At 37.1% G+C, this 14,429-nt stretch carries 8 protein-coding genes; all 8 read right to left on the bottom strand.

Annotation, left to right across the window (positions count from 1 at the left end; translation table 11 throughout):
- Positions 1-12: 12 nt before the first annotated feature.
- The 8 genes from sfp to dhbA all read right to left on the bottom strand — a co-directional run bounded on the left by sfp (position 13) and on the right by dhbA (position 14,247).
- Entirely contained in the window at positions 13-762 is a 750-nt protein-coding gene (gene sfp, locus DN393_RS02980) for a 4'-phosphopantetheinyl transferase Sfp (protein ID WP_098654731.1), read from the bottom strand.
- Positions 763-825: 63 nt separating this feature from the next.
- Positions 826-2,268, bottom strand: coding sequence for an MDR family MFS transporter (locus DN393_RS02975; protein ID WP_149173307.1), 1,443 nt, complete (start codon positions 2,266-2,268; stop codon positions 826-828).
- The gene (locus tag DN393_RS02970; RefSeq protein WP_000184070.1) at positions 2,268-2,492 is read right to left on the bottom strand and encodes an MbtH family protein; all 225 of its coding nucleotides are present in this window, start codon (positions 2,490-2,492) and stop codon (positions 2,268-2,270) included. The genes DN393_RS02975 and DN393_RS02970 overlap by 1 nt, the downstream gene beginning before the upstream one ends.
- Entirely contained in the window at positions 2,489-9,649 is a 7,161-nt protein-coding gene (locus tag DN393_RS02965) for an amino acid adenylation domain-containing protein (protein WP_149173306.1), read from the bottom strand. Before DN393_RS02965 ends, DN393_RS02970 begins: the two co-directional genes overlap by 4 nt.
- A gap of 33 nt (positions 9,650-9,682) precedes the next feature.
- Positions 9,683-10,576 (bottom strand): isochorismatase family protein, encoded by an 894-nt coding sequence (locus DN393_RS02960; protein ID WP_064477284.1) that lies wholly within the window; start codon positions 10,574-10,576, stop codon positions 9,683-9,685.
- 30 nt (positions 10,577-10,606) lie between these two features.
- Entirely contained in the window at positions 10,607-12,223 is a 1,617-nt protein-coding gene (locus DN393_RS02955; RefSeq protein ID WP_088046890.1) for a (2,3-dihydroxybenzoyl)adenylate synthase, read from the bottom strand.
- 12 nt (positions 12,224-12,235) lie between these two features.
- Complete coding sequence (gene dhbC, locus DN393_RS02950) at positions 12,236-13,435, bottom strand: isochorismate synthase DhbC (RefSeq protein ID WP_098102828.1); 1,200 nt, start codon at positions 13,433-13,435, stop codon at positions 12,236-12,238.
- A gap of 26 nt (positions 13,436-13,461) precedes the next feature.
- Positions 13,462-14,247, bottom strand: coding sequence for a 2,3-dihydro-2,3-dihydroxybenzoate dehydrogenase (gene dhbA / locus DN393_RS02945; protein ID WP_064477287.1), 786 nt, complete (start codon positions 14,245-14,247; stop codon positions 13,462-13,464).
- Between the last annotated feature and the right edge of the window lie 182 nt (positions 14,248-14,429).

The following is a 14,429-nucleotide window of genomic DNA, read 5'->3' as shown; positions in this document are numbered from 1 at the left end:
TTTTTATTTAACTTATTTATAATTTAAAAGCGCTACTGCATCTAACTGTGTGATTTCAGTTACTTCTTTACTAAATATTGCAATTGAAGCCATATAATCTACACTAGGCCTTATATCTGCCATCATTGTATTTTCTACTAATTCTTGCCTATCCTTAAAAACTAACAAATTTGGAGGATCATTTGGAGCCGACACAGTAATATGTACTGGCGGAATCATTAGTCCTTCACCTGTCGCTTTTAGTACTGCTTCTTTTCGAGTCCAATATGTTAAAAAACCTTCTATTTTCTGTTCATTAGGTAATTTCATAACTTGTGCTATTTCAATGTCTGTTAATACGCCCTCTGCCATTTTCATAACATCTACATTTGGATTCATTTGTTCAACATCAACGCCAACAAGTGCAGACTTTGTAAATGCAACCACAACCCACTCACCCGAATGTGAAACAGATATTTGCGGCATTCCTTCTGGTAATTGTGGTCTACCATGTTGTAACTTACATACAGGGCACATTCGATCAATCGGTACTTGAACTGGCGACATAGAAAGGATCTTTCCAAGAACTAATCTACTAATTACACAACCTATTATAAATCGTGCACGATCTGCCGATTGATGATATGAATTTGCTTTCTCTCGTTCAACATCGTTTAGTAAATTGTAATGCCATGATTGTAAATCTGAAATTCTTGCCCACCATATTTGACAACTATTCTCATTAAGAGTTGGTACAGAATCTACAACTTTACTCTCTATCATGTAAACTCTCTCCTTCTTAGTACGAATATCACTTTATTTCAAAAATATTATCATGCTATTAACTTATTCGTTTACAGCTTCTTTCTCTTTTTGTAATACAGGTAACGGCTTTTTCTTCTTCTTTGCCATTACCTCTTTATCAGAAATACGTAAAGAAAATAGTAATGCTACAAGTAAAAATATTGCTGATCCAATTAATGCAGCTTGATATGGTAAAAAATCTGACTGAGCATTATTTTGTACACTATTATTTCCAAAACCGGCTAGTATACTAGCTAAAACTGCAACTCCTATCGCTGAACCTAATCGATTTTGCACATTAAATATAGTCGTAGCTCTCCCCATAGAAGGTGGCGTGATATTATTAAATGCCGAAAATTGAACTGCTCCAACAGACTGACCTAAGAAAATACCGATACCAAACAATAATGCCCGAATTTGCCATGGGTTCGTATCGTGATTTACAAAACTTAATAAAACAAAAATAATCGCCGTACAAATTAGTCCAATAGAAATTACCTTTCGAGCTCCTAATTTCTTATATGACCATGGGACAATCTGTGACGATATCATTAACCCAATCGCCTCTGGGAATGTCGTAAGACCTGATTCCAATGCGGAAACTCCTATTACATTTTGATACATAAGTGGAAAAACAAATAACATTCCTAGTAAACCAGCGGATGAAAACAATGAAATAAGACTCATTTTTCTAAAGACTGGTTCTTTTAATAAGCGTAAATCTAACATCGGTTGCTTTACTCTAAGTTCTACAATGATGAACAATGTAATGAGTACAATCCCAGCTATCCCAGTACTCATAATTTCTGGAGAAACCCAGCCTTTTGATGGTCCTTGGCTAAGTGCATAAATAAGCATCGCAAATCCTGGTGCTGAAAGAACAAAACCGAGAGAATCAAAGCGACCAGCTGATTTTTCAATATGCTCTTTTAAAAATAGAAGACCGAATAGTAACGCTAAGATTCCAAACGGTACATTAATATAAAATGCCCAGCGCCAAGACATTTGATCTACAAAGAAACCGCCAATAATTGGTCCTACTGCCGGTGCGACAGCAATTGGCAACACAATAAACCGTGAAATTTTCGGCCTTTCCTCTGGTGAGAATGTTCGGAATAACATCGCCATCCCAACTGGCGTTAAAAGCCCCCCGCCAGCACCTTGAATGATACGAAAAATATTCAATAAAGTAATATCGTTCGCTATTCCACATAATACAGACGCAGTTGTAAATACGAAAAGAGCAGTTAGAAATACCCTTTTCGTACCGAAGCGATCTCCTAACCAACCAGAAATCGGAAGGAAAACAGCTAAGCTAACTAAATACCCAACATTAACCGTCCCCATTGCAGATGGAGGCACTTGTAGTTCTTTACTTATTGTTTGGAGTGCTACATTCACAATCGTTGCATCCATCGCAGCCATAAACATCGCTGTTATATATACGATACTTACAACTATTTTTGGATTTATTTTTGCCTTCATTATCGTTTTCCTACTAATATTTTTTCGCCAACTTGATTACTTTTTGGATTCAAATCTTTCCAGTTATTTTCAACATATTGTAAACAATCATTCCTACTAGCCTCTTCATGTACGACATTCCAACCAATAGGTACATCAAGAAAGACAGGCCAGAGAGAATACTGGCCCTCCTCATTTTTTAATACTTTGTATGTGTAATTATCATTTTCAAACGGATTCGTCATACTGTACTTACCCCTTTCTTATTCTGCAAATATTTCGCTAATACTTGTCCAATTTCTGTAAGTGGTCCTGGTTGACATAAATCTTTATGTCTACAATCAATATCGTGTTGCACAATTTGCCCATCTAAATAATTTAGCCACGTATTTGGAGAGATAGGATCAAACCAGTCTGGTATAACAGTAGATCTAAAGAATAAAATATCTCCGTTATAAACTTTCGGTACATATTTCCCTAACAATCCTACCGAATTTACATATGTTTCTTTCAAGTTCAAAATAGTCTCTTCTTCAAGACTTGCTAATGCACTACCATCTTTACGAAGTATTTCTACTGCACTTTCCATCGTAAGTGGTTTACCATCCATATTATCTGGATCGTATCCGCCTAAAGCAAGTAATGCGATTAACGCTTCTTCTTCAGTAGGTGCTTCCGTATTCGGTAAGAAGTGACCTGGATAAGAATCTAACATAACGAGTAATTCTACTTCTTCTCCTTCATTTTGCAGTTGCGCCGCCATTGCATGAACAACATTTCCTCCGAGCGACCAACCGAGTAACCGATATGGTCCGTGAGGCTGTACTTCACGAACGTGTTTTAAATAATCCGCCGCCATCTCCTCTAAACTTCTTGGAAGTTCTTCATTTTTAGCGATACCACGTGCTTGGACACCGTAGATTGGATAATCTGTCCCTAAAGATTTCATAAGTCCTGCATAGCACCAACTTAATCCACCTGCTGGGTGTACACAAAATAGTGGTAGTTGTTCTCCGCTTGCTCGTAATGGAAGCAACACATCAAGTGCACTTTGTCCATTTCCGACCTCAAGTCTTTCAGCAAGACCCGCAACAGTAGGTGCGGCAAATAAAGTTCCGATATTTAGTTCAACCCCAAGTGCTTCTTTAATACGACTCATAAGCTGCACTGCAAGAAGTGAATGGCCACCTAGATCAAAGAATCCGTCATCAATTCCAATTTGCGGCACACTTAAAACTTCTGTAAACAAGTCACATAACATTTCTTCTTGCGGTGTTCTTGGTCCACGACTAGAAGATGATGCGATAAATTCTGGAGCCGGCAATGCCTTTCTATCTAATTTACCGTTTGGAGTTAAAGGCAACTCATTTACTACTACAAAAGCGTATGGAACCATGTAATCTGGTAAACTACCTCCAGCATACTTACGCATTTCATTCGTATCAATCATTTCATTATTTAATGCAACGATATAAGAAACTAACCGTTTATCCCCTGGTTGATCTTCCCGTACAATAACAGCTACTTGCTCAACTTTAGGATGTTTCATTATTACCGCTTCTATTTCCCCTAATTCAATTCGGAATCCACGAATTTTTATTTGATGATCTGCACGTCCTATATAATCTAGCGTCCCATCTTGACGCCAACGTGCTAAGTCTCCAGTACGATACATTCTTGTACCTGGCTTACCAAATGGATCTGCAATAAAACGTTCTGCAGTTAAACCTGCTCTTCCTAAATATCCACGAGCAAGCCCTGCACCTGCAACATACATTTCTCCAACTACTCCAGGTGGCACCGGTTGTAAATAGTTGTCTAACACATACACTTTAAGATCAGGTATACTACACCCAATTAAACTATTTGCTCGTAAAGAGACGATTGTTTCATCTAATTCAATATAACTAACATGTACTGTCGTCTCCGTAATACCGTACATATTAATAAGTTTTGGTGCGTTATGAGAATGTCGACTATACCAATCTTCTAATCGACTTAGCTCAAGTGCTTCTCCTCCAAAAACAACATATCGTAAAGATAATTTTTGGCCAATTTCTTCATTTTCACGATCTGCTTGCATCAATTGATAGAACGCTGATGGAGTTTGGTTTAAAACAGTTACCTTTTCTTTAACAAGAAGTTGTAAAAATTCTTTCGGTGAGCGACTTACAGTATGTGGTACTACGACTAAACGCCCACCATATAATAAAGGTCCCCAAATTTCCCAAACCGAGAAATCAAAAGCATATGAATGAAACATTGTCCATACATCGTTCTCGTCAAATTGGAACCAATGATCAGTTGCGCCTAAAAGTCTTACTACATTTTGATGAGGTATCATAACGCCTTTCGGTCTACCAGTTGAGCCTGATGTATAAATAACATACGCAATGTGGGAAGGAGATAACTGCTTCATGAGCTCCATTTCATCAATATTGTCTTCACTATATTTCTCAATTTCCCCTATTACTTTCACATCATCAACTAAAATTTTCAGTTCCTCATCACATTCAATTTCCACATCTGAATTTGTTAAAACACATGATGGTTTCGCATCGTGGAGCATAAATGAAATACGATCTGACGGATAATCCGGATCTAACGGAAGGTATCCCGCACCAGCTTTCAGAACAGCTAGTAAGCTTACAACCATATTTAAAGATCTCGGCATCGCTAAAGCAACGAGTTGATCAGGGCCAACTCCTTTTGCAATTAGCAATCGAGCTATTTTATTCGCTTTTTTATTCAACTCTTCATAAGTTAACTTTTCATCTTCAAAGACGACAGCAATAGAATTTGGATTTATATGAGCCTGCTTTTCAAATAATTGTGGCAATGTCATTTCTGGTACAATTTGAAAACCACCATTCCACTTTTCTAACACTGTATTTTTCTCTGCTAAAGTTAATATTTCTAATGTGCCAATTGATTGATCCGGATGTTTCGCTGCATCAGCCAATAACAAAATGAATCGTTCAATCAATTTTTGAATCGTTTCACGTTTATATAAATCCGTACTAAATTCTAGTAACCCGTTTAAGCCGTCTGGCGTACCATCAACTCCGTTACTCTCGCTAATTTCAAATGTTAGATCAAATTTCGCAGAACCAACGCTTTGAATTTCAAGGTTCGCTTCTATATCCGGAGCATCAAACGTTGCTTCTGGCGTATTTTGGAAAGCTAACATAACTTGAAACAGCGGATGACTATTTCGAGTACGTACTGGGTTTAACACTTCAACGAGTCGTTCAAATGGAACATCTTGATTTTCATAAGCTGCAAGATTTGACTGCTTCACTCTATTTAATAATTCTTTAAAACTTGGATCTCCTGATGTATTTGTACGTAACACTAATGTATTTACAAATAAACCAACTATGTCAGTGAGTGCATCATCGTTTCTTCCAGCAATCGGACTACCGATTGGTATATCAGTACCTGCACCTAATCTTGTAAATAGCGCACTAAGTCCTGCTTGCAACACCATAAACAAACTAACTCCGTTTTTCCGTGCAAGCTCTACTAACCTACTATGCATACCCGCATCTATTTGAAAATGAATTGTTTCTCCGCGATAACTCGTTTCAATTGGACGCTGGTAATCTGTAGGTAACTCCAGCTGATCTGGTAAACCTTCTAGCTCTTTCTTCCAAAACTCTAATTGTGTTGAAATAAGACTCTCTTGTGTAGTTTCATCACCAAGCAACTGTTGTTGCCAAAGTGCATAATCTGCGTATTGAACTGGAAGTGTCTCTAACTGAACTCTGTTACCTTGACATCGTGCTTTATATGCCGCTGTAAAATCTCTCGTTAACGGTTGTAATGACCAGCCATCCCCTACAATATGGTGCAATAGAATTAGTAATACATGTTCGTTTTCATTCACTGTAAATAGTTGCAGACGAACTGCTGGTTCAACATCAAGGTTAAAACTATATCTTACCGCCTCTACAAGCACACTTTCTAATTCATCTTTACATGTTTTTGTTATTATCATCTCTAGATTTAAATTTTCCATATCTAAAATTTTCTGATAGGAACTACCTAATACGTTAGGGAAAATCGTTCTAAGCGTTTCATGTTTCTCAACTACATCATAAAAAGCACCTTGCAATGATTCCTCGTTCAACTTTCCAGAAATACGAATGACTAATGGAATATTATAAGTAGGACTTGGACCTTCTAAACAATTTAAGAACCATAACCTGCGCTGCGCAAATGAAAGTGGAACTTCATTTGGTCTACTTACTTTCTTAATAGCTGGTCTTGCAGTTTTTGCTTGATCCAATTGTTTCGCAAGTTCAGCAACAGTTGGCGATTCAAATAGTTTTCCAATTCCTAATTCAACACTTAACGTTTCACGGATTCTTGCCATTAGACGAGATGCAAGAAGCGAATGGCCACCCATTTCAAAAAAATTATCATCAATACTAATGCGAGAAACACCAAGTACTTCTGCAAATAAATCACATAATATTTCTTCTTTCGGATTTCTAGCAACTCTCTCCTTATTCATTTCATTAAAATCAGGAGCAGGTAATTTCTTTCTATCAACCTTACCATTTGGCGTTAATGGTAATTCTTCTAGCACAACAAATGCCGATGGCACCATATAATTCGCTAAACTTTCTGAAACATAAGAACGAATTTCTGAAAGGTTAATCCCTTCACTCCCTTCGGCAACGATATACGCAATGATTCGTTTATCATTTGGGCGATCTTCTCGTACCATTACTACCGCTTGTTGAATATATTCATGTCGTTGTAATACCATTTCAATTTCAGCTAATTCAATTCGGAAACCACGAATTTTAATTTGATGATCTGCGCGGCTCATGTACTCTAACACTCCATCGTTACGCCATTTTACCAGATCACCTGTGCGGTACATGCGCTTCCCTGGTTTTCCATAAGGATCTGCAACAAACCGTTCAGCCGTTAACTCTGGTTTTCCTAAATATCCGTTCGCAAGCCCTTCCCCTGCAATATATAATTCACCAATTACTCCAGGTGGTACTGGTTGTAAACCTGCATCTAATACATACACATCTGTACTCCAAATTGGCTTTCCAATAGGAGGTATACCACTTTCCCTTTCATCGATGTTCATGAAAGTAGACCAAATAGTCGTTTCAGTTGGTCCATATAAATTTGTAATAGAGCAACCTAATTCTTTTAATGTATTTGCTAAATGGGCCGGAAGCGCTTCACCACCAACGAGCACATTTAGTCCTTGTAGCCTCTCTGGATATTCAGTTACTAACGCCTGCCATAGTGTCGGTGTAGCTTGCATAATTGTCACTCTTTCTTCTTGTAACAATGCCGTTAACGCCGAAGGCTCTTGAATCACCTCTTTTGGAGCGATTGTTATACTTGCACCACTAACAAGAGGTAAATAAATCTCTAGAGCAGAAATATCAAACGCAAATGTTGTAACTGCTAATAAATGATCATTTTCATGTAATGAAAACATATCATCCATGGACAATAAAAAGTTACTTAAAGCTTTCATAGGAACAATTACACCTTTTGGATTGCCAGTTGAGCCTGAAGTGTAAATTGTATACGCAGGCTTTAAAAGTGATTCTTCATTTCTAAATGGTAGATTCATATGAGAATATGTGTTTAACGCTAGTTGCATTTTTTCACTATTTAATTCGATCTTTTTTATATCATTTTCTATAACTAAAGTTGATGCAACCGATAAATGCGTTATAATACAAGCTGGTTTTGCATCATTTACTATATAATTTATTCGCTCGGCTGGATATTCTGGATCTATCGGTAAATACGCTGCACCAGCCTTTAATACTGCTAGCATACTAACTACCATTTCCGTTGATCTTGGAAATACTAAAGCTACAAACTGATTTGACCCTATTCCTTCTTCTACTAAATAGTGTGCTAGTTCATTCGCTCGTTCATTTAGCTCTTTATACGTAAGATTTATTCCATTACAAGTAACTGCTATTTTATTTGGATTTTTTTGTACTTGTTTTTCAAATAATATAGGTAGAGAAATTAACTCTTCCGCTTCTTTAGTTTCATTCCATTCGAATAAAACTTTTTGATTTTCTTCAGGAAGAGTAATGTTTATACTTCCAATCGACGCGCCTTTTTCATAATCATTTATCACTAATTCTAATACATTCATAAATCTTTCTTTATGCAATGCTAGTTCCGAGCCATTATATACTTCCGGGTTCGCATCAAAATGAATCATTAGCTCATTTTCATCGAAACGTTTATAAACATTTATCGATAAATCATCGACAGGTCCTGCTGATAAATTATGTGTAATACCACGATTCCCAGCAAAGTTAAGACCGTAATCAAAAGGCATAACATTCACTAACGGCCCAAATAACCTTTGATTTTCACCTAGTAACTTTAAGTCTCTTCTTAATTCCTCATGACGATATTTATGATGACGACGTACGTCTCGGATTTCTTTAGAAACTTGCTGTAATAATTCCGTAATAGTTATATTTGGAGTTACAGTGAGACGAAGTGGTACTAAATTCATTACCATACTCGGTGTATGAATTGATGCACTACCTAGACGCCCCATCATCGGTAAACCTAAAACAATATCATTTGCACCTGTTAACTTATGTATATAAATACTTGTTACAGCCACAATGAATTCTGGCCAACTTGTTAACGAAACATTAATATCTTCTAGTAAAGTTTTCGTACTAGAACTAGATAAATAAGCTGTTTCCCGTAAAAATCCATTTGATGTTCTCGGTGCTCTTTCTGCTAAACTTACAACTTCTGGTTCATCAGCAAACTTCTCTAACCAAAAAGTACGATCTTCCTGAAATTGTTTCGACTCACGATATACAATATCTTCTTGTACAATCTTTGAAAGAGTACCAAATGGTTTCTCTTTCTTATTTGTTTCTTCTATAAGTTTTGTATACTCTCTCGCTACCTTTTGGCTAAGAAGTGAAAATCCATAGCCATCCATCACAATGTGATGGATGCGCTGATACCAAAAGAACCGATTTTTTTCCACTTGAATAAGTGCTTCAGTAAATAATTTATCCTCTTTTAAATCCACGGGCATAGATAAATCATTTTTCATCCATACTTTAGCAGCCTCTTCAGGATCTTCTTCTTTACGAACGTCAATAAAATGCATATGAAAATTTGACGATTTCTCAATAACTTGCGACGGACCAATTTCATCCTCTTCGAAACGAACATGTAGTGCTTCTACTTCCATTACAACTTTACGTACTGCTAATTCGAAAATTCCTTGATTAATATTTCCATTTATTTCAACATATTCCCCAGTATTATAAATCGGATTCAGCGGATCTAATTGTTGTGCAAACCACATACCAGTCTGCGCAGATGATAACGAATGGCGAAGCTTTTGACTATTAGGCATTCTTTACTACCCCTTTATTATGTAGTCTATTTGTTACAGTACCTGTGCTGTCTGTGAAGATAGTAAACTGTACCAATCGGAAACAGTTGGACGTTCTGCTAAATCTGCAAAAGTTATTTCTTTCCCTTCGCGACGCCACTTCTCTACTAAACTCATAATTCTGACCGAATCAAGTCCTCTATTTAGTAAGTCCTCATCAATATCAATACTCACTACTGGCTCACGAAGTAGTTGTGCAACTAGTTCATGCACTTCCTGTATAGTGATTCCTTCACTCTCATCACTTTTTACACTTTGTAAATCTTTTAACAGTATGTTTGTTGATGTCGTTACTGCACATCTATTAGATGCATACTCCAATGCTTGTTTATGATGCTCTAATGAAAAATCAGCAACTGCATCTGCTACAAAGAACGGCTCTATACCATCCATAAATGCTTCGCAAGCTGTTAAAAGGCAGCCGATATGCGCATAAATACCGCAAATAATAAGTTGATCTCTTCCCTGTTTATTTAAGATTTCTAATAGATTTGTCTTTTTAAATGCACTATATCTCCATTTTGTTAAGAATATATCATCCTCATCAGGAGTAAGTTCATCGACAATTTTCTTTTTATCTGGTCCAGCAGGAATACCGTCCCCCCAGAAATCTTGTAATAACCCTCGTTGTTCTAACGTTTGTCCACCTGGTTGTGCTGTATAAACAACTGGTATACCAAGTTCCTTACATTTTTCTCTAATCACCTTAATATTTGAAATAAGTTCTACTTTTGGTGATTCTTTATCGCTATATGCATCAAGAAAATATTCTTGCATGTCATGGATTAGAAGAACCGCACGTTTCGGATCTGGTTTCCAGTTCACTTTATTTTTTGGTAGTTCTGATTCAACTGGCATTTTGTATACTGAAATAGATGGGATAGCCATCTAATCACTTCCTTCCAATTTTTATATTTTTTATTGTTTTACCGTAATAAGTTTTTCAGTAATGACTTTACGTAACTCTTTTTTGCTTACCTTTCCAACACCTGTTTGCGGGAATGAATCAATAAATTCAATTCGATCTGGAATCTTATAAGCCGCTATACCCCGTTCTCTTAAAAACATTTTTAATTCGCTTACTGTTGGAGCTTGTCCTCGAGCTATAACAAAGGCACAAGTACGTTCCCCTAAATAATCATCAGGCATTGATACAATGGCTACATCATGTACTGCATCATGTGCTAATAAATGATTTTCAACTTCTTCAGCAGCAACCTTCTCGCCACCACGGTTAATTTGATCTTTATCTCTACCTTCTACAATGATGTAACCTTGTTCATTTACTTTTACAAGATCACCTGTGCGATAAAATCCATCTTCAGTAAATGACCTTGCATTATGCTCTTCCGCTTTATAATAGCCACGAATTGTATATGGCCCTCGTGTTAATAAACTACCTACTTCACCAGGTTTCACATCGTTATCATTTTCATCAACGACCCTTACTTCATCGAATGTAGACATCGGTCTCCCTTGTGTATGAATGATGATTTCTTCAGGATCATTTAATCTTGTGTAATTTACTAACCCTTCTGCCATACCGAACACTTGCTGTAACGTACATCCAAATGTAGGGTGTATGCGCTTTGCAACCTCAGCGCTAAACTTAGCACCACCTACTTGAATCACTTCTAAGCTCGATAAATCGTTATTACGAGAAGAAGCTGCATCAAGCCAAATCATTGCTAATGGTGGAACGAGAGCAGTAATCGTAACTTTTTCTTTTTCTATAAGAGCAAATGCCTCATCTGGGCTACCACCAGTTGCCAACACTACTTTTCCACCCGCATAGAAAGTTCCAAATGTACCAGGCGAACTCATCGGGTAATTGTGTGCTACTGGAAGAACAGCCATATAGACGCTATCTGCATTCAAATTACAAATTTCAGCACTAACACGTAAACTATAAATATAGTCATCATGTGTTCTAGGAATTAATTTAGAAAGTCCTGTTGTCCCTCCTGATAATTGGAGAAACGCAACATCACTTGGCTGAACTTCTGGTAATGGAACGGGATCCATGTAAAGTTCATTTATACTCACAAATTCTTCTTCTTCTCCTACTACGATTACATGTTGTAAAGTAGGCACTTTTTCTTTTACTTCTCTTGCTAGTTTTCGGTAATCAAAGCCGAGAGCCTTATCTGAAATAACGTAAGCACTCGCCTCACCAAACTCGCAAAAATAACTAATTTCACTGCTTCGATGTGAAGGTAGTGCAAAAACAGGAAGTGCCCCAATGCGAAATAGCGCAAAGCATATTTCGAAAAACTCGATAATGTTAGGTAATTGGATTACAACTCGATCCTCTTGCTTTATTCCTAAATCCAGTAAGCCTGCAGCTAAGCGATCTACTTTTTTATCAAGCTCACTATATGTTATTTGCGTATCACCACTTACAACCGCAATTTCATCTCCATGCTTTTCAGCACGTTCTCTTAACAACGAACCAAAAGTTTCTCCAGGCCAACATCCTACTTCTCGATAACGATTTGCAAATTCTTCTGGCCATTCCGTATAACCTGTTAACATTCTTTCTTCCCCCTATTTTTGATTCAGCGAATTATCTCTTAATCCTAAAGCCTTCAGCATTGTTTGGAACTTAGCTGATGTTTCTGCTAACTCATCTTCTGGTTTTGACTCAGCAACAACTCCTGCTCCTGCAAATAATCGAAGTGTATTTTCCTGCACTTCAGCACAGCGAATTGTAACAATCCATTCACCATCTCCATTTAAATCGCTCCACCCTAGCATTCCTGTAAAGAATTCACGGTCAAATGGCTCAATTTTTTGAATCGCCTCTCTCGCTTCTTCCATCGGCGTACCGCAAACTGCTGGCGTAGGATGAAGAGCAATTGCTAATTCCAAAGAAGTAGTATTTGGATCCTTTAGTTCACCTTTCACTTCAGTAGACAAATGCCACATCGCTTCACTATGAATAACGGCTGGTTTTTCCGGAACATGTAATGTATGACAGTATGGACGAAGCGCAGCAGCAACCGCTTCCACTACTACCGCATGTTCATGTAAATCTTTCGGAGAAGAAAGTAATTCCTCTGCTCTTCTCTTATCTTCTACTGGATCATCACTACGTGGTCTTGAACCAGCTAACGGATTAGAAATAACTTGCATACCATTACGTGAAACGAGTAATTCAGGACTTGCTCCAATTAATGTCTTATTACACTCGTTTTCATCTTCCGGTAAATTCACAGCAAATGTATAACCATGCTTATTATGCTCTGCTAATTCTCGAAGGAGTTTTTGCTTATCAATCTTTTCGGAAGATTCAACATCTAGCGATCTAGATAGAACGATTTTCTTTAAATCGCCGTCCTTTATTTTTTGAATCCCTTGCTTTACACCATTCATATAAACTTCAGGATCTGGTACAGGCGTCATTTCAAATGTTAAGTTCTCATGTGTTTCAAGCTGATTTGTTGTATCCAATTGTAAACACTCGGAAATCCTACTATATTCTGGTACGATAAGTTGAACTTCTTTTCTTCGATCAAATGGCAAGGCACCGACAACGATAGGATTCGGATTTCCTGCTTGTTTTGCATTACGTAATACTGCTTGCACAAGCTCTGGGAAACTTTCAATTTCACGATGCTTTACTGTAGTAAATCCTCCTTCTGTCAATATCGTTCGAGTTGGTGAAGCAAAAAAGAATGAAGATTCAGTCTTATAATCTTCTAGTAATTTTTCTGACAGTTCCTTTACAGCCGTAAATTCATTCATAGTATAGTAACCCCCTGAATTTTTTATTAAACTCCTAATGTAGCTCCGCCATCGACACATAAATTGTGCATTGTAATATGACTCGCTTTATCTGAAGCTAAAAACAATACTGCTTCAGCAACTTCTGAAGGCTGTGCAATTTTTTGTAACGGTATACCGAGTCTATACGTATCTTGAGAACCCGCAATTATATTTTTTGCTCCATTCTCATCAGCCCATAGTAACCTTTGCATTTCAGTTTCAGTAGAACCTGGAGAAACTAAGTTACAGCGAATGTTATACGCTGCAAGTTCCAATCCTAAACACTTCATAAACATCGTCGTTGCAGCTTTTGATGCAGCATACGCAGCCATCTCCATTCTGGGCGTATTTGCTGCATTTGAACCAACTGTAACAATTGCCCCTGACTTTCTTTGCATCATATATTTACTTACTGCTCGGCACATATAGAAAACTCCTGTAGAATTTACAGAGAATGTTTTATTCCAATCTTCATCACTTAAAGAGTGAATTGCTCCCATACGTAAAACTCCTGCAACATTTACTAATATATCTATCGGTGCTATATCATTTTCAATACTCTTTACCATATCTTCAACAGCGACACTATCACTCACATCTAAACGAAACGTTTTCACACGTGTTTCATTTAATTCATTTTGATTTAAGAGTACGTTTAACCCCTCTTCAGTTTGATCAGCCGCAATAACTGTAGCTCCTCTTTCTAAAAACATGTTTGCTACAACACTACCTATACCTTGGGCTGCACCAGTTACTAAAACCGTTTTCTTATCAAATTCCCCTATGTTCATTTCCTCTATCCTTTCATTTGAAAATTAATCTAATTAAACAAATAATGATAACGATTATCATTATCGATGTAAAAAATAATACACTTACTAAACTAATTGGTCAAGTGTACTTTTCATCAAAATATTATTCATTGATAATGTTTTTCATTTAATATTCTTACACCGAAATGATAATCTTTCTC

The sequence above is a fragment of the Bacillus sp. BPN334 genome, from assembly GCF_008368885.1.
In the GTDB taxonomy this organism is placed as follows: Bacteria; Bacillota; Bacilli; order Bacillales; family Bacillaceae_G; genus Bacillus_A; species Bacillus_A wiedmannii.
The sequence above is the reverse complement of the archived record's forward strand: the minus strand, read 5'-3'. Positions and strand labels throughout refer to the sequence as shown.